Origin of the sequence: Martinezella multihospitum (assembly GCF_900094585.1) — a bacterium.
GTDB lineage: Bacteria > Pseudomonadota > Alphaproteobacteria > Rhizobiales > Rhizobiaceae > Rhizobium > Rhizobium multihospitium.
In genome coordinates this window covers 75,570-101,686 of the sequence record NZ_FMAG01000003.1, presented here as the reverse complement: position 1 = coordinate 101,686, position 26,117 = coordinate 75,570, and the positions used below count along the sequence as shown (strand labels likewise).

Genomic DNA, 26,117 nt, shown 5'->3' with positions numbered 1-26,117 from the left:
GCGGCGACCCATGTCCAAGGCACGCACTTCCACTCTCCGCACCGGCTTCGTGCATCTGGCGCTCATCGCCTATACGCTCGTCGCCATCTTTCCGGTGTTCCTGACCGTCATCAATTCCTTCAAGGATCGCGCATCCATCTTCCGTGCGCCCTTGAGCGTCCCGATGCCGTCGTCGTTCAGCATGATCGGCTATGATACCGTTCTCAAGCAGGGGGATTTCCTTACCTACTTCCAGAACAGCTTCATCGTGACGATCGTCTCGATCATCCTGACGCTGCTGTTCGGGGCCATGGCCGCCTTCGCGCTGTCGGAATATCGCTTCCGCGGCAATACGGTCATGGGCCTTTATCTGGCGATCGGCATCATGATCCCGATCCGTCTTGGTACGGTCGCTATCCTGCAGGGCATGGTGGCCGCCGGCCTCGTCAACACGCTGACGGCGCTGATCCTCGTCTATACGGCGCAAGGCCTGCCATTGGCGATCTTTATCCTGTCCGAGTTCATGCGGACGGTTTCCGATGACCTGAAGAATGCCGGTCGTATCGATGGCCTCAGCGAGTACGCCATCTTCTTCCGCCTCGTCCTGCCATTGGTTCGTCCGGCAATGGCGACGGTTGCGGTCTTCACCATGATCCCGATCTGGAACGATCTGTGGTTCCCGCTGATCCTGGCGCCAAGCGAGGCGACCAAGACGGTGACGCTCGGATCGCAGATCTTCATCGGGCAGTTCGTCACCAACTGGAATGCGGTGCTGGCGGCGCTGACGCTCGCCATCCTGCCGATCCTTATCCTATACGTTATCTTTTCGCGCCAACTCATTCGCGGCATTACCTCCGGAGCAGTCAAGTGAGCCTATCTGAAAAGCCGATCCGCGTTCTCGTTGCCGGCCTTGGCAATATGGGCCGCAGCCATGCGCTGGCCTATCACAACAATCCCGGCTTCGAGATCGTCGGCCTCGTCAACCGCTCCAAGCGGGAACTGCCTGAGGAGTTGCGGGGATATACGGTCCATCCGGATTTCGAGACGGCGTTGAAGGAGCTGAAGCCGGACCTCTGCTCCATCAACACCTATTCCGACAGCCATGCCGATTTCGCCGTCATGGCCTTCGAAGCCGGCTGCCACGTTTTCGTCGAGAAGCCGCTGGCCACGACGGTCGAAGATGCAGAGCGTGTTGTGGCGGCCGCCAAGAAGGCCGGCAAGAAGCTGACGATCGGCTATATCCTGCGCCATCATCCCTCGTGGATGCGGTTGATTGCCGAAGCGCGCAAGCTCGGCGGCCCCTATGTCTTCCGCATGAACCTCAATCAGCAATCGAGCGGCCCGACCTGGGAGACGCATAAGGCGCTGATGCAGATGACGTCGCCGATCGTCGATTGCGGCGTGCATTATGTCGATGTCATGTGCCAGATCACCGACGCCAAGCCCGTCGAGGTGCGCGGCATGGGCCTGCGGCTGACGCAGGAGATCAAGCAGGACATGTATAATTACGGCCATCTGCAGGTGATCTTCGAAGACGGCTCTGTCGGCTGGTACGAGGCCGCCTGGGGTCCGATGATTTCGGAGACGGCGTTCTTCGTGAAGGATGTCATGTCGCCGAACGGCTCGGTTTCGATCGCCATGGATCAGAACGCCAAGTCCGACGATATCGACATGCACACGAAGACATCGGTCATCCGGCTGCATAGCGCCGAGACAGGGCCGAACGGCCAGTTCATCCGGCCGGATCGGGACCTGCATATGGACGGTGAACCGGGTCATCAGGAACTGTGCAACTTCGAGCAGGCTTTCATGCTGAAGGCCATCCGCGAGGATCTCGACCTCAATCGTCACATGACCGATGCCGTTCAATCGCTGCGCATATGCCTCGCCGCCGATGAGAGCGTGCGCACGGGCAAGCCTGTTTACCTATAAGGACAAGAGACTGTGGGATCGCTTCAACTGAAATCCATCCGCAAGGCCTACGGTACGCATGACGTGCTGAAGGGCATCGACCTCGAGGTGAAGGATGGTGAGTTCGTCATCTTCGTCGGTCCCTCCGGTTGCGGCAAGTCGACCCTGCTGCGCAGCATCGCCGGTCTCGAAGATGTGACCTCCGGTGCCGTGCTGATCAACGGCCAGGATGTGACGGTGACGCCGCCGGCCAAGCGCGGCATCTCGATGGTCTTCCAGTCCTACGCGCTCTATCCGCATCTGACCGTCAAGGACAATATGGGCTTGGGTCTCAAGCAGGCCGGCACTGCGAAGGCCGAGATCGACAGCCGGGTCGAAAAGGCGTCCGGCATGCTGTCGCTTGCGCCTTATCTCGCCCGCCGGCCATCGGAGCTTTCTGGCGGCCAGCGCCAGCGTGTCGCCATCGGTCGCGCCATCGTGCGCGAGCCGGAGCTTTTCCTGTTCGACGAGCCGCTGTCGAACTTGGATGCGGCGCTGCGCGTGCAGACGCGTCTGGAAATCGCCCGGCTGCATCGCAGCCTGAAGGCGACGATGATCTACGTCACCCACGATCAGGTCGAGGCGATGACGCTTGCCGACAAGATCGTCGTGCTCAATGCCGGCGCCATCGAACAGATCGGCTCGCCGATGGAGCTTTATAACCGCCCGGCCAATGTCTTCGTGGCCGGCTTCATCGGCTCGCCGCAGATGAATTTCATCCCGGCCGAGCGTTTGGGCGAAAGCGGTTCCAAGACCGTGGGCATCCGCCCCGAGCACATCACGCTGTCGCGTGATCAGGGCACATGGGCTGCCAAGGTCATCCATGTCGAGCATCTCGGTGCTGACACCATCATCTACCTCGAGTCCGAGACCACCGGTCTTCTCACCGCGCGTCTCTTCGGTGAACACAAATACGAGCCGGACGAGATGGTTTATGCGACGCCGGATGCGAACCAGATGCATCGTTTCGATGTGAACGACAAGGCGATCCGGGCGTAAATGGCCCCGCCGAGGCGGAGCGGCAAGTTTCGCCTCGGCTATTCCTTCATCGCATGAATTGCATTGTTATCCGCCTTGCCGCCGCGAAGGATCGCCCGCTGTCAGAGCAGCCCGCTCGATGACTTCGGCTATGTGGACGGAAAGGGCTGGATCGGCGACGGCGCGGGCAAGCGTCAGGCCACCGCTCAGTGTTGCCAGGAGAACGATGGCACGATCCTCTGCCGTTGTTTCATCAGAGCTTGTGCTCTCCGGCAGGCCGGCGGCGACATCTGCGATGAGCTTTTTCAACTCCACCGTATAGACGCGACGTGTTTCCTCGTCGGCACGCATCACATCGGGGGAAAGGCTCGGCAGCGTGCAGCTGTCGCCGAGATCGCAGGTCCGCTTGTAGCCGAGATAGAAGCTGGCAAGCGCCTTCAACCAGTCTTTCGGTTGATTTTGCCTGAGCGTCAGGATCGCTTGGCGCAACTCTTCCAATCCTTCCACGACAGCGGTGCGAAACGCTTCGCTCTTGGACTTGAAGTGTCCGTAGAAGGCACCGTTGGTAACGCCGGCTGCTTTCGTCAGCGCATCGATGCCCGCGCCGCCATAGCCTTCCTTCCGAAAGACCTGCCCTGCAGCTGCGACGACCCGCGTCCGGGTCTCTTCTTTGTGTTCAGCGCTGTAGCGCATCGTCATCTCCATTGAGAGCGATCTCTCTTTATTGCTTGCATAGAGAGTGATCGGTGTGTATCGTTAAAGAGTGATCGGTATATATCAATTGCCGTCACAGGTCCAACAAGGAGATATCCATGCCCATTACGCTCACCGTATCCGAAGGGCTGCTTTCGCCCGAAGCGCAGGCACGCGCTTTCGCCGGACTGACGGATGCTGTCCTCGATGTTGCCGGCTTGACCGGGAACGAATTCATGACGGCCAATGTCATCGGGTCGATCAATGTGCTTCCGGCCGGGCACGTGCTGGCGGCCGGAAAGCCCGTTGCTGCGGCCTTCATCGAACTCAAGCTGCCCGAAATCGCACTCGCGACCGCCGAAACCAAGCGCGCTTTCATTGCAAAGGCGACCGATGTCGTCGAGCAGGCGGCCGAAGGGCGGATCAAGCGTGAGCATATCTGGTCGAATATAGTCTATGCCCCTGAGGGCGCTTGGGGCATTGCGGGGCAAAGCTACAGCAATGCCGATCTGATCGGTGCCATTGCGAGCGCCGCAGCGCCTGAGGCCCAAGCTCATCGCGCGTGAGATGAGATAATTGGCATCAATTACCGGGCGGCCGTGTGGGCCGCTCGTTCGACAACAAAGGAGGCAGGAGATGCAGCTCGCCAATTATCTGTTTTTCACGACGCATTGCGAAGATGCGCTTGCCTTCTATACCGCCTGCGGGCTCGGCCAGGTGACGCTCTTGGTCCGTCATGGTGCGGATGGGATGCCGCTTGCCTGCGAAGCGATGCGGGGCAGGGTCATGCATGCTCGCTTTGAGGGGCCGGGTGTCTTGTTCTTCGCATCCGATAACCACGATGCCGAGCCGATGCGAGGTTCCGCCCATATGCTGATGGTGGATGACCGAGAGAGTGCTGAGAGGATTTTTGCCCGATTGGCTGAAGGCGGCGCGGTGACGACAACACTCGCCGTTCAGCCTTGGGGCAGCTACTACGGCAAGCTGACGGATCAGTTCGGCGTTCAATGGATGGTGGACTGTTTGCAATAGCTGCTTGTCGCTTATTTTTAGAAACTTTCATTATGGTCCGGTCGTCCGGACGAATTCACATGGTTGTCATGGAGCTCGACTATCAAGGGGTCAGTTCACTCCAGCAGCGAGAGCATCATGACGAGCGCAGCAACCACTTACGCGACATGGCACAAGGAACCGCAGGGCGACGCCGCAATGGCGGAATCGCATAGCCCCTATTGGCGGCATTTCATCGAGACAGTGCCGGAACGGGATTTCTCCTCGAAGACTGTCCTGGATTTCGGCTGCAACCGCGGTGGCTTTCTGCGGCTGCTTCACGCGATGCGGCCGTTCCGACGCGGCGTCGGCATCGATATCGCTTCGGAGTCGGTGGCGGCTGCCGTCGAAGCAGTCGGCAACATGCCGCTGCAATTTCATGTGACGACCGATCTTTCGCCCTTTGCCGATACGTTCGACGTGGCCTTCAGCTATGAGGTGATCTATCTGCTGCCGGAGTTGAGAGAGCATGCCGAGGGTATGTTCCGGGCCATGCGCAATGGGGGCGTCTATTACGCGGTGACGGGCTGCCACAATGAAATGCCGCTTTGGCCGAAGTGGCTCGAGCTGATCGGCAACAACAGCAACGCACCGATGCAGGATCGATCGCCACAGGATTATATCGAAGCTTTCACGGTTGCCGGCTTCGATGTTTCCGTCAGGCGCTTCGGCTATGACGGTTTCGTGCGCGCCACCAAGGATCGGAAATATTATCCGAGCATTCTCGATGCGCTCAGCTATCCCGCCGAATACAAGCTGCTGTTCCGGCTGGAGAAGCGTATCTGACATGGAGACGATCGACCGAAAGGGTGGCAGCGCCCTCTGGCATCAGATCGGCGAGATCCTGGCGGCTGATATTGCCGCCGGGATTTTCGCGCCTGGAGAGAAATTGCCGACCGAGCCGGAATTGATGCGGCGCTTCGGCGTCAGTCGTTTCACCGTGCGTCAGGCGCTGGGGCACCTGGAGCAGCGTGGGTTGGTCCGCGCCGAGCAGGGGCGGGGAACCTTCGTTCATAGGGGCGTGCTCGACTATACGCTGTCGAAACGTACCCGTTTTCACAAGAACCTGATCGAGCAGGGGTTCGAGCCGGGCGGCGAGTTGCTCGTTCACGAGATCGTGCCGGCGACCGAACGCGTCGCGGCCTATCTGAAGATCACCATCGGTGCGCCGGTCATCCATCGTCGCGGTGTCATGACAGCCGATGGCATTCCGGTGGAATTGGGGGATTCCTATTATCCCGCCGAACGTTTTCCCGATTTCGATCAGGCTAGATTGCGATATCCTACGATCTCGGCGGCGCTCGCGAGCTATGGCGTCACCGACTATGAGCGGCTGTCGACGGAGATCGAGGCGCGTATGCCGACGGCCGACGAGGCGCGGATTCTGCGCCAGCCGAAATCCGCGCCACTCCTGGTGACGCGCAAGGTGGATGCGGATACCAACAGAGTGCCGATCACCTATTCGGAATCGGTCTGGCCGGCCGAGCGCACCACATTCAATCTCGATCTGCGGTGAGGCCTAAGGAAACACCTTGAGGCTGTCGGCGAGCTTGAATTAGCGGTGGGAGAGGATATTCACGACCTTGCCGAACGGGTCGCGGACATAGAAGCGGCGAACGCCCCATGGCTCGTCCGTGAGGTCGTACAAGATACCGAAGCCCATGGTGGTGGCGCGCTGGTAGAGCGCGTCGACATCGTCGACTTCAATGGAGAGATCGGGGACGAGCGTTCCCGAACCGCCTTCGCTGGCGACGCTGATCTGCGGCACCGTTGCCGCTTCCGAGGCGAAGGTCAGGATCCAGCCATGGTCCATGACGATGTCGAGGCCGAGCAGATCATGATAGAAAAGACACGCCGTGGCGGGATCGGCAGCGGACAGGTTCGGGATGATGCGTAGGACGGTCACTGACTTCCTCCGTTCTAAGATGGAGGCGGGCTTTCGCCGCGCCTCCACGATGCCGGTCCATTCAGACCGTGACGGCCGGCAGTAGCTTGGCGCGCTCCGCCAGGATGTGGCGGCAGGCGCTGGCGACTTCACGACCCTTGATGATGAAATGTTCCTTGAAGAACTGGATGTGGGCTTCCGATTCCTGGAAGTGATGCGGCGTCAGGACTGCCGACAGGATCGGCACACCGGTATCGAGCTGCACGCGCATCATGGCGTCGAGAACTGTATTCGCAACAAACTCATGGCGATAGATGCCACCGTCGACAACGAAAGCGGTGGCGACGATCGCAGAATAGCGGCCGTTGCGGGCAAGCGTCTGAGCATGCAGCGGAATTTCCAGGGCGCCGGGTACGTCGAAGATATCGATCGGCGATGCGCCTTCGACCGTCTGCCATTCGGCAACGAAAGAGTCGACCGAGCGGTCGACGATATCGGCATGCCAGCGAGCCCGAATGATCGCGATGCGGCTCGGCTGGGTAGAAATCGAAATGGTCATGAATTTTGCCTTTCAAGGGTTGTTGTCAAATATCCCTTGGGCGAACACGCAATATCGCAGCACCCCTCGCGCGGAGGAGGTGCGATCCTGCTTGCTCTCTTCCATCCGGACTATACCGTCGGCTCCGGCCTCTCACCGGATCTGCTGACCCTTCCGAAAGCTCGGAAGGCGCTCGCGGGCTCGAGGAAACTCCCCATACCGCCGGTGGGGAATTACACCCCGCCCTGAGAACGCCTGGACTATAGATGTTTTCCCTTATGGAAATCAAAGAAAAACGCCGGGCTTTTGACCCGGCGTTTGCGAATAATTTTTCAAACTAGCCCTATGAGGCGAGGCGGCTTCTCAATCCTGGATGACCAGCAGGTCGGAGGAGGCGAAGCGCAGCGTCACCTTCTCGCCGACGCTCGGAGGCATCATGCCGGGGCTGTTGAACATGTCGAAGGAAATCGTGTTGCCAGCGACGTTCATACGAGTGCGGATGACGGAGCCCAGGAAGTGTGCCGAGGAAACCTCGCCCGTCAGCGCCGTGTCGCCCTTGGCCGATTCCGCCAGTGAGCCGGCTTCCGGACGCAGGGCGAGCGATACGGTATCGCCCGGCTTGTAGGCCGTGACCGACTGCTTCAGGGTCACGCCCTGATCACCGATCATGATCCGGTTGCTGTCGGGATCGACGACCTTGCCCTCGATCAGGTTCAGCGTACCGACGAAGGAGGCGACGAAGCGCGTTGCCGGCGTGTTATAGATCTCGAACGGCGTGCCGATCTGGTCGGCGCGGCCGGCATTCATGACGACGATGCGATCGGAGATCGACAGAGCTTCTTCCTGATCGTGTGTCACGAAAACCGTGGTGATGCCCAGCTGCTGCTGGATGGCGCGGATTTCCTCGCGCAGTGATACACGGATCTTGGCGTCGAGGGCCGAGAGCGGCTCGTCGAGCAGGAGGACCTGTGGCTTGACCGCGATGGCGCGGGCGAGCGCCACGCGCTGCTGCTGGCCGCCGGACATCTGATAGGGATAGCGGCCGGCGAGGTGATCGAGCTTGATGAGAGCAAGCATTTCCTTGACGCGCTTGTCGATGTCGGGCTTCGCCATGCCGGCGACCTTGAGGCCGAAAGCGACGTTGTCGTGCACCGTCATGTTCGGAAACAGCGCATAGGCCTGAAACACCATGCCGATATTACGCTGGTTTGGCTTCAAGGGCCGCTGATCCTTGCCGTTGATCGACAGGGTACCGGCGGTTGGGGTTTCGAAACCGGCGATCATTCGCAGCACGGTCGTCTTGCCGCAACCCGACGGTCCGAGGAAGGAGATGAATTCTCCCTTCTCGATGTTCATATTGAAATCGTGAACGACGTGGATATCGCCGAAGGACTTCTTGATGTGGGTGAGTTCGAGAAAAGCCATGGTGAGAAGCCTTACGCCTTAACCGGAGCCAGTTTTGAGAAGCGGGATACGAGCTGTAGCAGACCCATGCTGAGCCAGGTGACAGCGAGCGCGATGATGGCCAGTGCCGAGGACTGATAAGCCTGATTGGCGCCGACGAGCTGCATGTAAGGGCCAAAAGCCGGCCGATTGAGCAATGATGCCATCGTGAATTCGCCCATGACGATCGCCAGCGTGATGAAGGCGCCGGAGAGAACACCGCTCATGACATTGGGGAAGATGCAGCGGAACATGATGGTGGTCCACTTCGCGCCAAGGCTTTCCGCCGCTTCCGTCAGGGTGCCGACATCGATCGTGCGCATCGCCGTATCGACTGAACGATACATATAGGGGAGCGACAAGACAATATAGGAGCAGACGAGAAGGAAGTTCGTGGTCTGCTCGAAGCCGGTCAGGGGCAGGATCGACGACGAATTATAGAGACGCAGATAGCCGAAGACGATGACGATTGCCGGGATGACGAGCGGCATCAGTGTGATGAATTCGACGATCGGGCGTAGCTGCGGCAAGCGAAGCCGGACCCAATAGGCCGTCGGCACGACGAGTAGCATGCCGACGATAATGGTCAACACCGCCATGAGCATCGAATAACCGAATGCGTAGAGGAAGTGCGAGTCGGAAAAGACCGATGCATAGGCGTCGAAACTATAGGCGTCACGGCGCATGCGCAGCGAAAATTCCAGCGTGCCGATCAGCGGAACGATGAAATAGATGGCGCCGATGACAACGGCGATCCAGGCGAGGAATTTTTGCAGCTTCATTTCTGCCACCGTTCTGCGCGCATACGCATGATGATGTAGATGATGTTGGAAATGCCGGTGATGACGATCATGCCGAGCGCCATTGCGTAGCCGAGGTTGGCATTGTGCAATACGTCGCCGCGGATCTGCGCGTAGAGCTGGATCGGGATGATGTTCAGCGAGCTGCCGGTCAGGGCGATGGCCGTGGCGATGGCGCCGAAGGCATTGGCAAACAGCAGCAGTGTCGTGCCGAGCAGGCTCGGCCAGAGGATGGGGAATGCCACCATCAGCCAGTATTGTCGATTGGTCGCTCCGAGGATGGAGGCGGCTTCGCGCCATTCCTTCTTCATGCCGTCCAGTGCCGGCGTAATGATGAGCACCATCAGCGGGATCTGGAAATACATGTAGGTGATCGTCAGGCCGATGAAACTGTAGAGATTAAAGCCGGTCGAATAGAGGTTGAAGCCAAGCCAATCCCGCATCAGGACGGTGACGAGACCGAGGCGGCCGATCGTGGCGATGAATGCAAATGCCAGCGGGACGCCGGCGAAATTGGAAGCGACGCCGGAAAAGGTCAGAAACGTGTGGCGCACCCAAGCCGGCAAACCGCCCATGACCAAAGCCCAGGCGAGGTAAAAGCCGATCAACGCGCCGCCGAGCGCCGAGGTAACCGAAACTTTGATGCTGATCCAATAGGAATCCATAATGGATTTGGTGAACAAATCCCCGATGTTCTTCAGCGTCAGACTGCCATCGGGCGTCAGAAAGGCGCCGGCGACCAGATAGATCGTCGGGAGAATCAGAAACAGCAGCGCGAAGATCAGGAAGGGCGCTATGCCCAGCCAGTCGACTACCACGCGCTTGTTAATCATGGGAGTGGAACTGACTGTCGATGTTGTGACGATGCTCATGATTGGCCTAATCCGCGGCGTCAGAAAAACGGAAAACCTCCCCGCCGAAGCGGGGAGGTCATGTCAGGTCGGATTACTGTACGTTCGAACCGACGACGGAATCCCACTTCGTGGTGATGGCGGCCTTGCCAGCATCCTGCTCGTCGAGCGTCGGGAAGACAGCCTTTTCATAGGCGGCGGCCGGCGGCAGCTTGTCGAGAAGTTCCTGCGGGACCTTCTTGTTCTTCGCCAGGTCGTTGAAGCGGATCGGGTGGCAATAGCCCTTCAGCCAGCCGATCTGGCCTTCGTCGGAATAGAGGAACTCCATCCAGAGCTTGGCAGCGTTCGGATGCGGAGCGAAGGCCGAGATCGCCTGGACGTAAACGCCTGCGATAACGCCCGAAGCCGGAACCGTGACGTCAACCGGGGGGTTGCCGTTCAGGCTGTCGCGCCAGGAGAGACCGTTATAGTCCCAGGCGACGACGATCGGGGTTGCGCCCTGAGCCAGCGAAGCGGACTTGCCGATGACCGGAACGAAGTTGCCTGCCTTGTTCAGCTTGGCGAAGTAGTCGAGACCGGCTCCACCGACCTTGGTGGCGTCCTTCTCGCCGGCAGCGAGACCAGCGGCGTAAACGGCCTGAACGGCCTGGTTCGAGGTGCGCGGGTCGCCAGCAAGCGAAACGGTGTTGGCATATTCCGGCTTCAGGAGGTCAGCCCAGTCCTTCGGCGGGTTCTTCACGACGTCCTTGTTGGTGACGAAGGAGAGAACGCCGTAGTAGTCGCCGTACCAGTAGCCTTCGGCATCCTTGGCGCTGTCCGGAATGGAATCCCAGGTGGAAACCTTGTACGGCTGCAGCAGGCCTTCCTTCTTGGCGGTCGGGCCGAAGGAGAGACCGACGTCGATGACATCAGGAGCCTGCGGGCCGGTATTGCCCTTGTTGGCGCGGATTGCTTCGACTTCATCGCCCGAGCCGGCATCCGGGTTCAGTTCGTTGACTTCAATGCCGTACTTCGCCTTGAAGGCAGCGATCAGGTCACCATAACCGCACCAGTTGTGGGGCAGGGCGATGGTGGTCAGCGTGCCTTCCTTCTTGGCGGCAGCGATGAGATCGGCGCTCGGTTCTGCGGCCGCAATAGCCGTCGAAGCGACGAGCATCGCGGTGGAGATTGTCAGAAGACGATGAATTTTCGAGATCACTGCATTTCCTCCTTTTGGGTTTTCAGTGTCTGGCGTTGCTGTTAATGACGTTACATGAAGGTTGTGTGACGACTTCAAAGCGTTGCGTTTGCTGAAAACGCAGTCGATTTTTGCTTCTAATCGACAAGTATGACAGTCGCTGTATTTCACGCTGCTCCACGAACCGTTATTTTGTGTTTTCATTCCCCTTCAGCTTAGCTTGCGAAACAGCTTGGTTTGTTCGAAAAGACCTTCCAGTGTCTTCATACGCTCGCTTGTCTCGTCCCATGTCGAGCTTTGCACGGCTTCGATCAGGGCTTCGACGATGAAGAGAGTGACAACCGACGAATCCCAGGCGGACGGCGCCTCGATCTGCACGCGAAACGTGTATCTCGCATGCTTGGCGGCGGGCGTTGCCCACTGGTCGGTGAAGACGATGATTTCGGCGCCGCGCCGGCGGGCGGCGGCGGCCAGATTGACCATTTCCTGCTCGTAGCGTCTGATATCGAATATGACGAGCAGATCGCCCGGATTCATGTTCAGGACATATTGCGGCCAGGTGCTTGAATTGGAAGAAAGCAGCGTCGTGTTGGGCCGGATGACCTGCATATGGGTGAAGAAATACTCGGCAAGCGCGCCCGTGATGCGCCCGCCCACGAAATAGAGGCCGCGTTTTCTTTCTGACAGCAGCGCGGCAACGCCATCGAAGGTCGCCACGTCGATATCCGACAGGGTCTGTCGCAGGTTGCCCATGATGGCGTCGGCGAAACGATTGAGGATATGCGTGCCCGGAGCGTTCGATGCCCAGCGATCGTGTTTTGTCAGCGGGTTGGAGATGGTGGCTTCGACTTCCTGGTGAAGATGGGACTGGAAATCCGGATAGCCCTTGTATCCGAGTTTCTGCACCATGCGCGCAACCGTCGGGGTCGAAACCCGCGCATTCTCGGCGACCGTCGTGATACTGCCCAGCCCGGAAACGGGATAGTTGTCGAGCAGGCTCTTGGCGAGCTGCTTTTCGGCGCGCGTTAGCGTGTCAAAGCGCGCGTTGATTACGTCCGAAACTGTCTTCGACGCCTTGTTCACTCGATTTTTGCTCCCCGGGACGGTCTGATGCCGCTTTCCTCGCAGGATATAACAACGCTGTCACATTTCGAGTCAATGTCACAAATGAAGAAATAATTTCAGTTTCCAGTTGACAGCGACGAAAACCTGAAGAATTCTTTTCTTATAAACATTTTATTAATCGGCAATGGGGCGTCTCCGATGCTTGCGCAGCAAGGCATTTTGACGAAGGCGGATGGCGATTGTGTTGCGGTCGAAAGACCGGACGGAAGCAGTGCGGTCCTGCTTGTCTGCGAGCATGCCTCCCGCGCGCTTCCGGAGCGGTTCGGCGATCTCGGGCTTTCCGTCGAGGCGCTTTCCAGCCATATCGCCTGGGATCCGGGCGCACTCGCGGTTGCAAGAGGAATTTCCGCCAGCCTGAATGCCACCTTGGTTTTTCAGCGCTTCTCCCGGTTGATTTATGATTGCAACCGGCCGCCGGAAAGTGCTGGTGCCATGCCGGAGACAAGCGAGATCTATACGATCCCTGGCAATCAGCACCTGGGCGAGGCGGATAGGAAGGCACGCACGGAAGGGCTCTACATTCCGTTTCACGACCGCATTCGGGTGCTCTTGAAGGAGCGGGCGGCGCGCGGACAAAAAACCGTGATCGTGACAATCCACAGCTTCACGCCGGTCTATAATGGCAAATCGCGGGCAGTGGAGCTTGGCATTCTGCATGATGAAGACCGCTGGCTGGCCGATCGCATGCTGGACGCGGCGGCTGAGGCGCCGCTCTATCAGACAGAGCGCAACCAGCCTTACGGACCTGAAGATGGCGTCACCCATACATTGAAACTGCATGGGCTCGCCAATGGTCTGCATAACGTAATGATCGAGGTCCGCAACGACCTCATTCGAGATGACGTCGGCCAAGGGGTCATGGCCGATTATCTGACGGGGCTTCTCCAGAGTAGTCTGGAAGCCTGGGCATAAAAGAAAAAGACCCCGGGGAGCAGTTCAACTGCGATCAGGCCGCATGGCGAAATGCCAGCGGTCAATGTGACACATGGTTTTCCGCAATCCCGCGGATGACCGGGCTTTAGGGGGAATGGCATGTCTGATTATTCAGAGTTAGACAAAAAGCAGGATATTCATATTCTGCACTCCATGGGCTATGCTCAGGAGCTGGAACGGCGCATGAGTTCATTCTCGAATTTCGCCATTTCCTTCTCCATCATCTGCATTCTATCAGGCGGCATCAACTCACTCGCACAGGCAACGTCGGGTGCAGGAGGTGCCGCGATCGGTATCGGGTGGCCGCTCGGCTGCCTGATTTCGGGTGTTTTCGCGCTCTCGATGGCGCAGATTTCCTCGGCCTATCCCACGGCCGGCGGCCTCTATCACTGGGGTTCGATCCTCGGCAACCGGTTCACCGGCTGGTTGACGGCCTGGCTCAATCTTCTTGGCCTGATCACCGTGCTTGGCGCGATCAATGTGGGTACTTGGGGCTTCTTCAGCGGCTCCATCGCCCCCTGGTTTGGCATCGCCGTCGATACCAATACTTCGGCCGGCTTTGCCAACCAGATCATTTTCGTCGCCGTCATCACCGGCCTGCAAGCCTTGATCAATCACTTCGGCATCAGGCTCACGGCAAAACTGACTGACATGTCCGGCTACCTGATCTTCGCTGCCGCAATCGCGCTGACCATCGTCTGCCTGATTGGCGTGAAGAGCTGGGACATCAGCCGCATCTGGACTTTTACCAACTATTCCGGCACGCCGGAAGGTGATGCTTCCGTTTGGCCGAAGATGGACAATATCTGGTACGTCTTCGCCCTTGGTCTGTTGTTGCCGATCTACACGATCACGGGGTATGACGCGTCGGCGCATACGTCCGAAGAGACGGTAAAGGCCTCCAGCTCCGTGCCGCGCGGCATGGTCTCCTCGGTCTGGTGGTCGTCGTTGTTCGGTTACATCATGCTGCTGGCCTTCCTTCTGGCCATTCCGGACATGAACGAGGCATCGAAGCAGGGCTGGAACGTCTTTTTCTGGACGATCAACAGCATCACCAATCCCGTTGTCGCCAATATCCTCTACGTTGCGATCTTCATCTCGCAGCTACTGTGCGGCCTTGCGACCGTGACATCCGCATCGCGCATGATCTATGCCTTCTCGCGTGACGGCGGCCTGCCATTCTCGAAGTCGCTCGCCAGTGTCAGCCCGAGGTTCCGCACACCCTCCATTGCCATCTGGACGGCTGCGGTCCTCGCGGTCCTGTTCGTCTGGGGCGCTTCGCTCGTGACCATCGCCGGCTCGTCGGCCTATACCATCGTCGTGTCGTGCACTGTCATCTTCCTGTTCCTTTCCTTCACCGTGCCGATCGTCCTTGGCATCAAGGCGATCGGAACTGCGAAATGGCCGAAGATGGGGCCTTGGAACATGGGCATCGGCACATACAAGCTGGTTTCGGTCCTGGTGATCATTGCCATGGCGATCATCTTCATCATCGGCGTGCAGCCGCCGAATGAATGGGCACTCTACATCACAATCGGCTTCCTGGTACTGACTGCGATCATCTGGTTCGCCTTTGAAAAGCGCCGTTTCCAGGGGCCGCCGATTGGTGACATGATCGCCAAGCGTCAGGCTGATATCGCCGCAGCCGAACGCGCTGTCGGCGAGGTGTGATCCTCATCCAACATCAATCCGGCAGGGGCCGCAGCCGCGGCCCCACCCAACTTGACGAGCGGCTCCGGTAACAGATCCGACAACGCCGCTGGCCGACCCACTTCTATCTTTCAGGCGGACCAAATTATGAGCAGCAGCTATACGTTCGACGACCTCAAGCGAGATGTGGCCGAAGGGCGCATCGATACGGTTCTGGCATGCCAGGTCGACATGCAGGGCCGGTTGATGGGCAAACGCTTCCAGGCGGAATTCTTCATTGAAAGCGCCTGGAAGGAAACGCATAGCTGCAACTATCTGCAGGCGACCGATATCGAGATGGAGACCGTCTCCGGCTACAAATCGACGAGCTGGGAGAAGGGCTACGGCGACTATACGATGAAGCCGGACCTTGCCACGCTGCGCCGTATTCCGTGGCTGGAAGGCACGGCACTGGTGCTCTGCGACGTGCTCGACCATCATACTCATGAGGAAGTCGCGCATTCGCCACGTGCAATCCTCAAGAAGCAGGTCAAGCGGCTCGAAGCGATGGGCATGAAGGCCTATATGGCGTCGGAGCTCGAATTCTTCCTGTTCGACCAGAGCTATGACAGTGCCCGGGAATCCGGCTATCGCAACCTCAATCTCGTCAGCGGTTACAATGAGGATTACCACATCTTCCAGACCACAAAGGAAGAGGATGTGATGCGGGCGATCCGCAAGGGGCTGCAGGGCGCCGAGATCCCGGTTGAGAACTCCAAGGGTGAGGCCTCGGCGGGGCAGGAGGAAATCAACGTTCGCTATGCCGACGCGCTGACCATGGCCGACCGCCACGCCATCATCAAGAACGGCTGCAAGGAAATCGCCTGGTCGAAGGGCAAGGCCATTACCTTCCTGGCGAAATGGAATTACAGCGCAGCCGGCAGCTCGTCGCATATCCATCAATCGCTCTGGAGCGCCGACGGCAAGACCCCGCTGTTCTTCGACAAGGAACAAGAACACGGCATGACGCTGCTGATGAGGCACTATGTTGCCGGCCTTTTGAACCATGCCAGCGAAATCACCTATTTCCTTGCGCCCTATATCAATTCCTACAAGCGCTTCGTTGCCGGTACTTTCGCGCCGACCAAGGCGATCTGGAGCACTGACAACCGCACCGCCGGTTATCGCCTGTGCGGCGCCGAGACCAAGGGCATCCGCATCGAATGCCGCGTTGGCGGCTCGGACCTCAATCCCTATCTTGCTTTCGCAGCCCTGATCGCTGCCGGTCTTGATGGCATCGAGAACAAGCTCGAACTGGAGGCGCCCTTCGTCGGCGACGCCTATGGTGCGCGTGAGGTTCGCGAGATACCCCGCACCCTGCGCGGAGCAACCGAGGCTCTTGCCAATTCGATGATGCTGCGCGCCGCCTTTGGCGACGATGTCATCGATCACTATACCCGCGCTGCCGAATGGGAGCAGGAAGAGTACGATCGTCGCATCACCGATTGGGAAGTGGCGCGCGGATTCGAAAGAGCGTAAGGCTTTTGCGACCTGCCTCTTGCCCGATTTTCATTCCAGGATCGGGCAGGGGTATCGGGATGTTTGTCTACCTGCCGTTTCCCTTTGAACGCGGCCAGAGGTTATGCAACATCCGGCAATCAAATTGGATGACCAGGAAAACAGGAATTCGATCATGACCATGATCACATGCGTCTCCCCGGTGAATGGAGAGGTTTATGCCGAGCGTCCGGCCTTGTCGCTGGACGCTGCCAAGGACGTCGTAGCCCGCGCCCGCAAGGCGCAAAAGGATTGGGCGCGTCGGCCGCTGGAAGATCGCGTCCAGCTCGTGCTGAAGGGTGTCGCCCGGCTGAATGAGATGGCCGATGTGGTCGTGCCGGAGCTTGCCTGGCAGATGGGCCGGCCGATCAAGTATGGCGGCGAATATCGCGGCTTCAACGAGCGCTCGAACTATGTGGCTTCGATCGCTGCCGATGCGCTGGCACCTTTGGTCGTCGAAGACAGCGCGAATTTCGCCCGCCGTATCGAGCGCGAGCCGCATGGCGTCGTCTTCGTCATCGCTCCGTGGAACTATCCCTACATGACGGCGATCAACACGGTCGCCCCGGCGCTGATGGCCGGCAATACCGTCATTCTCAAGCATGCAAGCCAGACGTTGTTGGTCGGCGAGCGGCTGGTGCAGGCCTTCGTCGAGGTCGGTGTTCCCGCCGATGTCTTCCAGAATGTCTTCCTCGATCATGAAACCACCTCGGCGCTGATTGCGGCCGGAAGCTTCAACTTCGTCAATTTCACCGGTTCCGTCGAAGGCGGCCGGTCGATCGAGCGCGCCGCTGCTGGCACTTTCACTAGTCTCGGACTGGAACTTGGTGGCAAGGATCCGGGCTATGTCATGGAAGACGCCGATCTCGACGCCGCCGTTGATACGCTGATGGATGGAGCGACTTACAATTCCGGCCAGTGCTGCTGCGGTATCGAGCGCATCTATGTGCATGAATCGCTCTACAACAGCTTCGTCGAGAAGTCGGTCGCCTGGGTTTCGAACTACAAGCTCGGCAACCCGCTCGATCCGGAGACATCGCTCGGGCCGATGGCGCATAAGCGCTTTGCCAAGGTCGTGCGCGAGCAGATCGCCGATGCCGTTGCCAAGGGCGCCAAGGCGTTGGTCGATCCCAAGCTGTTCCCGGCCAATGACGGCGGTGCCTATCTCGCGCCGCAGATCCTCGTCAATGTCGATCATTCCATGACCTTCATGCGTGAAGAGACCTTCGGCCCGGCCGTCGGCATCATGAAGGTGAAGTCGGATGCGGAAGCGCTGGAACTGATGAACGACAGCCCCTACGGTCTGACGGCTTCGCTCTGGACCAAGGATGTGGAGCGCGCCTCGCGCATCGGCCGCGAGATCGAAACCGGCACCGTCTTCATGAACCGCGCTGATTATCTCGATCCGGCACTATGCTGGACCGGCGTCAAGGAAACCGGCCGCGGCGGCTCGCTGTCGGTCATCGGCTTCCATAACCTGACGCGTCCGAAATCCTATCACCTGAAGAAAGTAACAGCATGAGCACTATCTCAGCCAATTGGAGCTATCCGAACGCCTTCAAGCTCGGCCGTGGCCGGATCAAGGAACTGGCGGACGCCTGCAAGAGCCTGGGCATGAAGAAGCCGCTCCTGATCACCGACCGGGGACTTGCCTCGATGGCGATTACGGCGACGGCGCTGGATATCCTCGAAGATGCAGGTCTCGGCCGCGCCATCTTCGCTGACGTCGATCCGAATCCGAACGAGAAGAACCTCGAAGCTGGCGTGAAAGCGTTCAAGGACGGCGGCCATGATGGCGTCGTCGCCTTTGGCGGCGGTTCCGGCCTCGACCTCGGCAAGTGCGTCGCCTTCATGGCTGGCCAGTCGCGCCCGGTCTGGGATTTCGAGGATATTGGCGACTGGTGGACCCGCGCCAGTGTTGAAGGCATTGCGCCGATCGTTGCCGTGCCGACGACGGCCGGCACCGGGTCGGAAGTCGGTCGTGCCAGCGTCATCACCAATTCCGCAACGCATGTGAAGAAGATCATCTTCCATCCGAAGTTCCTGCCGGGCGTCGTCATCGCCGATCCGGAACTGACCGTCGGCATGCCGAAGATCATCACGGCGGGTACCGGCATGGACGCCTTTGCCCATTGCCTGGAAGCCTATTCTTCGCCGTTCTACCACCCGATGTCGGCCGGCATCGCGTTGGAAGGCATGCGCCTGGTCAAGGAATTCCTGCCGCGCGCCTATCGTGAGGGAACCGATCTCGAAGCCCGCGCCAACATGATGAGCGCTGCCGCCATGGGCGCCGTCGCCTTCCAGAAGGGTCTTGGCGCCATCCACGCGCTCTCACATCCGATCGGCGCGGTCTACAACACGCATCACGGCATGACCAATGCCGTCGTCATGCCGGCCGTCCTGCGTTTCAACCGCAAGGCCATTGAAGAGAAGATTGCACGCGCTGCAGCCTATCTCGGCATTTCGGGCGGATTCGATGGCTTCTACGACTATGTGCTGCAGCTGCGCTCGGAACTCGGTGTGCCGGAAAACCTGTCTGCCATGGGCATTGCGCCCGATCGGATCGACGAGCTTTCCGCCATGGCGATCGAGGACCCAAGCGCTGGCGGCAATCCCGTGCCGATGACGCTCGAAAACACCAAGGCACTCTTCCGCGACTGCTTCTAAGCAGCAGCCTTTTCTATGAATACCGGTTGTGCCACGCGATCTCGCGTGGCACTTTCCGTTTTAGAAATTGCTCGCTTTGGTTTTGCTTTTCGCTCGCGCAGGCCGCAAAGGCGTAGTCATCGCTGGGATTTGCCGGCGCGGTGTTCGGGGAGAAGATTATCGATGGATGCGGTTGGAGTGTCGGATGGATTGCCGGCGATCATCATCCTTGCCGGCGCCATTGGTGCCGCCTGCGGCGGCATGCTGGGCGCCCGATTGGCGCGTGCCAGCTTCTGGAAGGGGCCGGTCGTTCTCGCGGTGGCATGGCTCGTCAGCAGCATCATCGTCTCTCTCCTGGCTGCGGGCCTTTCCATATCGGATACCACCGCCAGCATTATCGGCACAGTCGCTTTCATCGTTGTTGCGGGTCTATGCGGACGCTTGCTGAAGCTTGGCGCGCGGGTAATCGCGAACATCATTCTCGGCGGTCTTCTGGGCGCCGTGTTGCTTTCAATCGTCTTGGTCTATGTGATCTGAGATCAGCTCTCTGCGCTATTCAAACAATTCATAAAACAAAGCGCCTCCGGACGAGCTGTCCGGAGGCGCTTTTGTTGTTCAAATTATCCGTCAGTCGACGAATTCCACGACGACGCCCGGCTTGACCATCTTGGCGAGTTCGGTTGCGTCCCAGTTCGTCAAACGCACGCAGCCATGGCTCTGCGTCTTGCCGATCCTCGAAGGATCCGGAGTGCCGTGAATGCCATAGGTTGGCTTCGAAAGCGCCATCCAGACCGTACCGACCGGACCGTTCGGGCCAGGCGGGATGTTGAGAACCTTATCGTTTCCAGCCTGCTGGAAGTTGATCTTCGGATTGTAGGTATAGCCGGGATTGAAGGCGACGCGCTCGACCGTGACCGTGCCTGACGGCGAGGGCGTGTCGGCAGAGCCAATGCTGGCCGGGTAGGCCGCGATCAGCGTGCCGTTGGCGTCATAGGCGAAAACCTGCTTGCGGCCCTTGTCCGCCAGAATCTTTGCCACCGTGCCTGTCTTACTAGGGCCGGTATTGACGACCTTGATCGTGCTGCCCGGAACAGTGAAATCGACGCCGGGGTTGAGCGCCTTCAGGTAGCCCTCATCCATATGAAAGCGTTCCGCCAGCATTTCCGTCGTCGACGTATAGCCGAGGGACGGCATCTGTGCCTTTGCCGCATAATCCTCGGGGATCGAAGCGACATAGGGACCAGCGGCATCGGCCGCCGTGATTGTATAGTTGACGATGGGCATGCCGCCGGACATGCGCAGCTGCTCAAGGATCGCGTCGGTATTGTTCGGATCGAGCGTCTGGCCGGTCATCTGCTGATAGGCATAGATCGCCTTGGTGACGTTTGCGCCCATGCGCCCGTCGATGGCGCCAGGCGAAATACCCTGCCGCGCGAGGAAGACCTCCAGCGCGGTGATCTCCATCTTCGACTTGCCCTTGAGCGTGATGACGGGTTCGGGCGCGGGCTTGTTGATGATATCAGGCGTGCTCTGCTGCGGATCGATCGACGCATAATCGCTGCCGTTCTGGTTCGCTTGGCCCTGGTTTTTGCCTGGCAATGGCTGATTGTCGAGCGGCTGGCGCTGGATATCGCCGTCACGCGGAATGCCGCCGGTGACTACGCCGCGATCCTGCTGATCGTAACCATTGTTGGGAGCACCGTCGTAGTTTCCGTAGCTGTCGGTACGATATTGACGATAATCCTGATAGTCGCCGTTGTTGGAAAGTTGCGTGTCGCCATAGCGGCCACCATTATTACGATAGGTATCGTGAGCAGGGGCGCGGGGATAATAGGTGCTTGCCTTCATCTCCGTGGCGACGACATTGCCATAGGCATCGATCAGAACCCGGCGGCCGCGTCCGTCGCGCGCCATGGAATATCCACCACCATAAGGATACTGGTCGAGGATCCGGCCGTCAGGAGTGACGAGAACCGTGTTGCCGTTGCCGCTGCGGTAGTATTGTGCCTGCGCGTCCGTGAGCGCAAGCATGGACACGGTGGCAGTCATTGCCAGGGCAAAGCTCAATTTTACGAACCGGTTCACGTCTGTCGAATCCTCGGGATAGTCGTTCGGCTGACACACACATGGCAATTTTGACGCCAGTATGGAGATTTAGATTATCATGCTGAATAAAATATAAAAATTTATGTGATCAAGGCTTCAAGTTAAGATTTGGTAAGCCAAATAACCGTTTATTTCAGCCGCGCGCCACCTTGGGACAGCACCTGCGCGCGGAGCCGAACAGGGAGGGCGTTTAGGATGATGGATTTTTCTGCGGCCAAGGGGCCGAAATTGACGCTTGACGAGGGGTCTGTGCTCGATATCGGTGCCTGCATCGTCGAGGGCAACAATCTTGCGCCCGGAAGCGCCGTTCCCGACGATGGCGATCCGCGTATCAGTCATTCCGTGGAAGGCTTCCTCTTCACCTGCGGGCCGGATCATATCCGCCACCCCGAGCCGATGTCTGGTGCATATGAAGGCAAGCGCTATCCGCTGCATGGCTCCTTCTCGTCCCATCCAGCCAAAATTCTCTGGACCAAATTCGAGAATGGCAACGCAGAATGCCGCGCCGATATCGACGTCATCACTGGAGAACGCCGCACCGCAAGGCTGGAACGGCATTGGCGGATCGATGGCGCCACAGGCGAGGTATCGCTTGCCGACCGCATCGTCAATACGAGCACGGAGGCGATGCCGGTCTTCCTGATGTACCACATGAACATCGGCGGCAAATGGTTCGACAGCGGCACGCGCCTTGCCGGACAGATGCTTGACAATGGCGGCTTTCCCTGGACTTTTGGCGAGGAGGGGGGCGATATCTTCTGCGTGCCGGCTGAGAACAAGGGAGAGGATTGGGCAGAGATCAGCCTCGGACCCATCGCAGCCATCGACGGCAAGACGCTGAGGGTACGGTTTGGAACGGATACGCTGCCATTCCTGCAGGTCTGGCGCAATCAGCGGGCGCCTGCGCATGTGCTCGGCATCGAGCCAGTTTCGCATCGATGGGTGTCCCGCGCGGAGCTTGAGGAGGCGGGCGAATTCAATATTCTCCAGCCCGGCGAAGCCCGCAATTTCATGCTCAACTTTGCCTTCGTTTGAGCGCGTGTCGCGGTTGACGCTTGCCGTATGGCGGCGTAGATCAAGGCCACGGTTTTAGAGAGGACATGAACCATGGATATCCGCCCGATCGACGACGAATACTCGGTATCCGGCCAGATCACCGTTGATGATCTCGACCAGATCAAGGCCATGGGGTTCAAGTCCATCGTCTGCCATCGCCCCGATGGCGAAAGCCCGGATCAGACGTCGTTTGGTCTCATCGAGGCGCGTGCCAAGGAGCTCGGCCTGGAAATCACCCATGTGCCCGTCGGGCCCATGGGTGTGACGGAAGAGGCGGTGCAGGGCATGGTCGATGCGCTGGACGAGTTTCCGCGGCCGATGCTCGGCTATTGCCGCTCCGGCGCGCGCTCGACGGCGATCTATCAGAAGACGCATCACATCCGCGGCTGAACGGGTCCTCCCCCGGCCTTTTGGATCCCAGGGCAGGCCATGGGTCATGCCCTTTTACCTATCGAAGAACAACATCAGGAGAAAACCATGAGCATCAAGCGTATCGACGTTGGCGCCCGCATGAGCGGCGCTGTCATCCACGGCAACACCGTTTATCTCGCCGGCCAGGTTGGCGAAGGCGAAAGCGTCACGGATCAGTGCAAGTCGGCACTGGCTGAAGTCGATCGCCTGCTCGCTGCAGCCGGCTCCAACAAGTCGAAGATCCTGCAGACGCTCATCTACCTCTCCGACATTTCCTACTTCGCCGAAATGAATGCTGCCTGGGAAGCCTGGGTCGACCCGGCGAACACGCCGGCCCGTGCGACCAGCGAAGCCAAGCTTGCAGCGCCGAAGTACAAGGTCGAATTCATCGTGACGGCGGCGCTCTAAGTCGCGCGATCCGTGTTTTGGAAAGGCCGGTGGGCTCGCGCTCACCGGCCTTTTGTTTGCGCGATTTCCGTCAGGGTGCGGGAAGGTGTGATGGCTTCCGGATCGAGCGCGATCTCGATGATGGCCGGCTTGCCGCTGGCGCGTGCCCGCTCGAATGCCGGGCCGAATTCTTCCGTCGCCTTCACGGTTTCGCCGTGGCCGCCATAAGCACGGGCAAGGGCTGCGAAATCCGGATTGTCGAGTGCCGTGCCGCTGACGCGGCCGGGATATTCCCGTTCCTGATGCATGCGGATAGTGCCGTACATGCCGTTATTGATGACGAGCGCGATGAGTGGCAGCCCGTATTGGACGGCGGTCGCGAATTCCTGGCCGTGCATCATGAAACAGCCGTCGCCGGCAAAGCAGATCACTTCACGTTCGGGAAAGAGTTGTTTTGCGGCGACCGCTGCCGGCAGGCCGTAACCCATCGAGCCGGAGGTGGGTGCGGACTGTGTATTGAAGCGGCGGAAGCGGTGGAAACGGTGGAGCCAGGTCGCATAATTGCCGGCGCCGTTGGTGAAGATCGTATCGTCAGCGGTATTGGCTTCGATCCAATCCATGATGCGGCCCATGTGAACCGTGCCGGGGCTTTTTTCCGGTGTTTTCGACCAGGTGAGATAGGCCGCGCGCATGCGTTCCGTGCGCTCGGCCCATGGTGTCGCGGTTGGCGCATCGAGTTCCGCCAGAGCCGCAACAAAATCCGCCGGGCTGGCGCAGATCGCCAGATCTGGGCGGTATACGCGGCCGAGTTCCGAGGGATCGGGATGAACGTGGACGAGCCGCTGGCGCGGGTAGGGGATATCGACCAGCGTGTAGCCGGAGGACGGCATTTCGGAGAGGCGGCCGCCGAGGAGGATCAGCAGGTCTGCTTCCTTGATCTCCTTTGCCAACGCCGGGTTGATGCCGATGCCGACATCGCCGGCATAATTGGGATGCAGATGGTCGAACAGCATCTGCCGGCGGAAGGAGCAGCCGACGGGCAGCTTGAAACGTTCTGCGAACTGCCTGACGCCGGCAACCGCTTCTTCATTCCAGCGCGTGCCGCCGAGGATGACCATCGGTCGTTCTGCAGCCGCGAGGCGCTGGCGGAGATCGGCAAGCTGATTGCGGCCCGGATGGGCGGCGACCGGGACGTAAGGCAAGGCTTCCGGCGCCTCGACTTCATCGCGGAGCATGTCTTCAGGCAAGGTCAGCACGACTGGACCAGGCCGACCCGATGTTGCCACAGCAAAGGCGCGGGTGACGAATTCCGGGATACGGGCGGCATCGTCGATCTCGCCGATCCATTTGGCGAATTCGGTAAAGGCGCGACGAAACTCGACTTCCTGAAAGGCTTCGCGCTCGCGGGCATCGCGCTGGACCTGGCCGATGAACAGGATCATCGGGATCGAATCCTGCCGAGCTATGTGAAGCCCAGCGGAGGCATTGGTGGCGCCGGGGCCACGGGTGACCATGCAGATGCCGGGTTCGCCGGTCAATCGGCCCCAGGTATCCGCCATCATCGCCGCGCCGCCCTCCTGGCGACAGACGAGAACCTGGATATCGCTGTCATGCAGCGCATCGAGCACCGCAAGAAAGCTCTCCCCCGGCACGCAGGACATGCGCTGCACGCCATTTGCCTTTAAAGCCTCGACGATGAGTTGCCCGCCCGTTCGCTTCATGTCCTCGCCTTTCCCTCCAGTTCCGCCAATTCGGCCAGAACTTCCTCCTGATGTTCGCCGAGACGCGGGCTCGGCCGCGTATAGGCCAACGGCGTCTCCGACAGCACGATTGGCGTGCGAACGCTTGGAATGACGGTGCCGGCGCCATCTTCGAGATCGACCCTGAGGCCGCGCGCCACAATCTGCGGATCGGCGAACATGTCCTCGATGGTGTTGATGGCGCCCGCCGGGACGGCATTATCCTCGCAGGCCTTCAGCAGCTCTGCCTTGTTCCAGGTCAAAGTCTTGGCCGATATGAAGGCTCGCACCTCATCGCGATTAGCGACGCGGGCCTTGTTGGTCGCATAGCGCTCGTCGTCAGCATGGGTATCGAGGCCGAGAATGGCGCAGAGGCGACGGAACTGACCGTCATTGCCAACGGCAAGAATGAGGTAGCCATCGGCGGTGGGCACGACTTCATAGGGTGAGATGTTCGGGTGGGCGTTGCCGAGACGTACCGGTGGCTTACCCGAAATCAGATAGTTCATATTCTGATTGGCAAGCACGGCGGATTGAACGTCGAGCAGCGCCATGTCGATGAGCTGTCCTTCGCCTGTCTTCAGGGCATGAATAAGGCCGGCCTCGATTGCCGAGACGGCATAGATGCCGGTGAATATATCGGCGATTGCGACCCCCGCCTTCACCGGCTGCCCGTCCGGCTCGCCTGTGATCGACATGAAACCGGACATGCCCTGGACGATATAGTCGTAGCCCGCGAGATTGGCATAGGGGCCGGTCTGCCCGAAGCCGGTGATCGAGCAGTAGACGATGCGAGGATTGATCTTCTTCAGGCTGTTGTAGTCCAGCCCGTATTTGATCAGCCCGCCGAGCTTGAAGTTCTCGATCACCACGTCGGCCGTTTTCACCAGGCGGCGCATCAGTTCCTGTCCTTCCTCGGTCTTGAGATCGGCGGTGATGGAGCGCTTGCCGCGATTGGCGGAATGGTAATAGGCGGCCGAGAGATTTTCGCCATCCTTGCCCTCGACGAAGGGCGGCCCCCATTGGCGCGTATCGTCGCCGCCGTCGGGATTTTCCACCTTGATGACATCGGCCCCGAGATCGGCCAGCATCTGTCCGGCCCAGGGGCCAGCAAGGACGCGGGCAAGCTCGATGACGCGAATACCGGACAGCGGAGGTTTCTTGGTCTTTTGTTCTGTCATGTC

At 59.4% G+C, this 26,117-nt stretch carries 27 protein-coding genes and 1 riboswitch; of the genes, 16 read left to right on the top strand and 11 right to left on the bottom strand.

Annotated elements, in window-relative coordinates:
• The first annotated feature begins 10 nt into the window (after positions 1–10).
• Genes GA0061103_RS12065 through GA0061103_RS12055 form a run of 3 tightly spaced genes read left to right on the top strand, consistent with a single transcriptional unit; the run spans position 11 to position 2,928 of the window.
• Positions 11–850: a carbohydrate ABC transporter permease gene (locus tag GA0061103_RS12065; RefSeq protein ID WP_092711443.1), complete on the top strand. Its 840-nt coding sequence runs from the start codon at positions 11–13 to the stop codon at positions 848–850.
• On the top strand, positions 847–1,911 hold the full coding sequence (locus tag GA0061103_RS12060; RefSeq protein WP_092711441.1) for a Gfo/Idh/MocA family protein: 1,065 nt from the start codon (positions 847–849) through the stop codon (positions 1,909–1,911). The genes GA0061103_RS12065 and GA0061103_RS12060 overlap by 4 nt, the downstream gene beginning before the upstream one ends.
• A 12-nt stretch (positions 1,912–1,923) precedes the next feature.
• Positions 1,924–2,928: an ABC transporter ATP-binding protein gene (locus GA0061103_RS12055; RefSeq protein WP_092711439.1), complete on the top strand. Its 1,005-nt coding sequence runs from the start codon at positions 1,924–1,926 to the stop codon at positions 2,926–2,928.
• Positions 2,929–2,994: 66 nt separating this feature from the next.
• On the opposite strand, the gene GA0061103_RS12050 is transcribed toward GA0061103_RS12055, so the two are convergent.
• A complete protein-coding gene (locus tag GA0061103_RS12050; protein WP_092711437.1) occupies positions 2,995–3,600 on the bottom strand; it encodes a TetR/AcrR family transcriptional regulator in 606 nt (201 codons plus the stop codon).
• Positions 3,601–3,719: 119 nt separating this feature from the next.
• Between GA0061103_RS12050 and GA0061103_RS12045 the strand changes: the two genes are divergently transcribed.
• The 4 genes from GA0061103_RS12045 to phnF all read left to right on the top strand — a co-directional run bounded on the left by GA0061103_RS12045 (position 3,720) and on the right by phnF (position 6,166).
• Positions 3,720–4,166, top strand: coding sequence for a tautomerase family protein (locus GA0061103_RS12045; protein ID WP_092711435.1), 447 nt, complete (start codon positions 3,720–3,722; stop codon positions 4,164–4,166).
• 70 nt (positions 4,167–4,236) lie between these two features.
• A complete protein-coding gene (locus GA0061103_RS12040; RefSeq protein WP_092711433.1) occupies positions 4,237–4,632 on the top strand; it encodes a VOC family protein in 396 nt (131 codons plus the stop codon).
• 117 nt (positions 4,633–4,749) lie between these two features.
• Positions 4,750–5,436, top strand: a complete 687-nt coding sequence (locus tag GA0061103_RS12035) for a class I SAM-dependent methyltransferase (RefSeq protein ID WP_092711431.1) — start codon at positions 4,750–4,752, stop codon at positions 5,434–5,436.
• 1 nt (position 5,437) lies between these two features.
• Positions 5,438–6,166 carry a phosphonate metabolism transcriptional regulator PhnF gene (gene phnF / locus GA0061103_RS12030; protein ID WP_092711429.1) on the top strand — a complete coding sequence of 243 codons (729 nt, stop codon included), beginning with the start codon at positions 5,438–5,440 and terminating at the stop codon, positions 6,164–6,166.
• Positions 6,167–6,205: 39 nt separating this feature from the next.
• Here the strand turns inward: phnF and GA0061103_RS12025 are convergent, their stop codons facing one another.
• From GA0061103_RS12025 to GA0061103_RS11995, 7 genes are all read right to left on the bottom strand, one after another.
• Positions 6,206–6,556 carry a VOC family protein gene (locus tag GA0061103_RS12025; protein WP_092711427.1) on the bottom strand — a complete coding sequence of 117 codons (351 nt, stop codon included), beginning with the start codon at positions 6,554–6,556 and terminating at the stop codon, positions 6,206–6,208.
• A gap of 61 nt (positions 6,557–6,617) precedes the next feature.
• The gene (locus GA0061103_RS12020) at positions 6,618–7,094 is read right to left on the bottom strand and encodes a 6,7-dimethyl-8-ribityllumazine synthase (protein ID WP_092711425.1); all 477 of its coding nucleotides are present in this window, start codon (positions 7,092–7,094) and stop codon (positions 6,618–6,620) included.
• 89 nt (positions 7,095–7,183) lie between these two features.
• A riboswitch (FMN riboswitch) is annotated at positions 7,184–7,330 on the bottom strand.
• 106 nt (positions 7,331–7,436) lie between these two features.
• Positions 7,437–8,498 carry an ABC transporter ATP-binding protein gene (locus tag GA0061103_RS12015; protein ID WP_092711423.1) on the bottom strand — a complete coding sequence of 354 codons (1,062 nt, stop codon included), beginning with the start codon at positions 8,496–8,498 and terminating at the stop codon, positions 7,437–7,439.
• Between the two features lie 11 nt (positions 8,499–8,509).
• The gene (locus GA0061103_RS12010; RefSeq protein WP_092711421.1) at positions 8,510–9,298 is read right to left on the bottom strand and encodes an ABC transporter permease; all 789 of its coding nucleotides are present in this window, start codon (positions 9,296–9,298) and stop codon (positions 8,510–8,512) included.
• Positions 9,295–10,188: an ABC transporter permease gene (locus GA0061103_RS12005; RefSeq protein WP_092711419.1), complete on the bottom strand. Its 894-nt coding sequence runs from the start codon at positions 10,186–10,188 to the stop codon at positions 9,295–9,297. The genes GA0061103_RS12010 and GA0061103_RS12005 overlap by 4 nt, the downstream gene beginning before the upstream one ends.
• Before the next feature lie 73 nt (positions 10,189–10,261).
• Complete coding sequence (locus tag GA0061103_RS12000) at positions 10,262–11,365, bottom strand: ABC transporter substrate-binding protein (RefSeq protein WP_092711417.1); 1,104 nt, start codon at positions 11,363–11,365, stop codon at positions 10,262–10,264.
• A 189-nt stretch (positions 11,366–11,554) separates the two neighbouring features.
• Positions 11,555–12,427 (bottom strand): MurR/RpiR family transcriptional regulator, encoded by an 873-nt coding sequence (locus GA0061103_RS11995; protein ID WP_092711415.1) that lies wholly within the window; start codon positions 12,425–12,427, stop codon positions 11,555–11,557.
• Positions 12,428–12,607: 180 nt separating this feature from the next.
• Between GA0061103_RS11995 and GA0061103_RS11990 the strand changes: the two genes are divergently transcribed.
• From GA0061103_RS11990 to GA0061103_RS11965, 6 genes are all read left to right on the top strand, one after another.
• On the top strand, positions 12,608–13,381 hold the full coding sequence (locus tag GA0061103_RS11990) for an N-formylglutamate amidohydrolase (protein ID WP_092711413.1): 774 nt from the start codon (positions 12,608–12,610) through the stop codon (positions 13,379–13,381).
• Between the two features lie 120 nt (positions 13,382–13,501).
• The gene (locus tag GA0061103_RS11985; protein WP_092711411.1) at positions 13,502–15,073 is read left to right on the top strand and encodes an amino acid permease; all 1,572 of its coding nucleotides are present in this window, start codon (positions 13,502–13,504) and stop codon (positions 15,071–15,073) included.
• Between the two features lie 126 nt (positions 15,074–15,199).
• The gene (locus GA0061103_RS11980; RefSeq protein WP_092711409.1) at positions 15,200–16,570 is read left to right on the top strand and encodes a glutamine synthetase family protein; all 1,371 of its coding nucleotides are present in this window, start codon (positions 15,200–15,202) and stop codon (positions 16,568–16,570) included.
• Positions 16,571–16,724: 154 nt separating this feature from the next.
• Entirely contained in the window at positions 16,725–18,110 is a 1,386-nt protein-coding gene (locus GA0061103_RS11975) for an aldehyde dehydrogenase family protein (RefSeq protein ID WP_092712754.1), read from the top strand.
• The gene (locus tag GA0061103_RS11970; protein ID WP_092711407.1) at positions 18,107–19,255 is read left to right on the top strand and encodes an iron-containing alcohol dehydrogenase; all 1,149 of its coding nucleotides are present in this window, start codon (positions 18,107–18,109) and stop codon (positions 19,253–19,255) included. Before GA0061103_RS11975 ends, GA0061103_RS11970 begins: the two co-directional genes overlap by 4 nt.
• A 162-nt stretch (positions 19,256–19,417) precedes the next feature.
• Positions 19,418–19,771 (top strand): hypothetical protein, encoded by a 354-nt coding sequence (locus GA0061103_RS11965; protein ID WP_092711405.1) that lies wholly within the window; start codon positions 19,418–19,420, stop codon positions 19,769–19,771.
• A gap of 90 nt (positions 19,772–19,861) precedes the next feature.
• On the opposite strand, the gene GA0061103_RS11960 is transcribed toward GA0061103_RS11965, so the two are convergent.
• A complete protein-coding gene (locus tag GA0061103_RS11960) occupies positions 19,862–21,319 on the bottom strand; it encodes a L,D-transpeptidase family protein (protein WP_092712752.1) in 1,458 nt (485 codons plus the stop codon).
• 216 nt (positions 21,320–21,535) lie between these two features.
• Here GA0061103_RS11960 and GA0061103_RS11955 point away from each other — a divergent pair, with 216 nt between their 5' ends.
• The 3 genes from GA0061103_RS11955 to GA0061103_RS11945 all read left to right on the top strand — a co-directional run bounded on the left by GA0061103_RS11955 (position 21,536) and on the right by GA0061103_RS11945 (position 23,215).
• Positions 21,536–22,375 carry a DUF4432 family protein gene (locus GA0061103_RS11955; protein WP_092711403.1) on the top strand — a complete coding sequence of 280 codons (840 nt, stop codon included), beginning with the start codon at positions 21,536–21,538 and terminating at the stop codon, positions 22,373–22,375.
• Positions 22,376–22,447: 72 nt separating this feature from the next.
• On the top strand, positions 22,448–22,786 hold the full coding sequence (locus GA0061103_RS11950) for a protein tyrosine phosphatase family protein (RefSeq protein ID WP_092711401.1): 339 nt from the start codon (positions 22,448–22,450) through the stop codon (positions 22,784–22,786).
• An 87-nt stretch (positions 22,787–22,873) separates the two neighbouring features.
• The gene (locus GA0061103_RS11945; RefSeq protein WP_015340385.1) at positions 22,874–23,215 is read left to right on the top strand and encodes a RidA family protein; all 342 of its coding nucleotides are present in this window, start codon (positions 22,874–22,876) and stop codon (positions 23,213–23,215) included.
• Between the two features lie 41 nt (positions 23,216–23,256).
• Here the strand turns inward: GA0061103_RS11945 and GA0061103_RS11940 are convergent, their stop codons facing one another.
• Together GA0061103_RS11940 and caiB are read right to left on the bottom strand one after the other, a co-directional pair.
• Entirely contained in the window at positions 23,257–24,915 is a 1,659-nt protein-coding gene (locus tag GA0061103_RS11940; protein ID WP_092711399.1) for a thiamine pyrophosphate-binding protein, read from the bottom strand.
• Complete coding sequence (gene caiB, locus GA0061103_RS11935) at positions 24,912–26,114, bottom strand: succinate--glutarate CoA-transferase (protein WP_092711397.1); 1,203 nt, start codon at positions 26,112–26,114, stop codon at positions 24,912–24,914. Before caiB ends, GA0061103_RS11940 begins: the two co-directional genes overlap by 4 nt.
• Positions 26,115–26,117 lie beyond the last annotated feature (3 nt).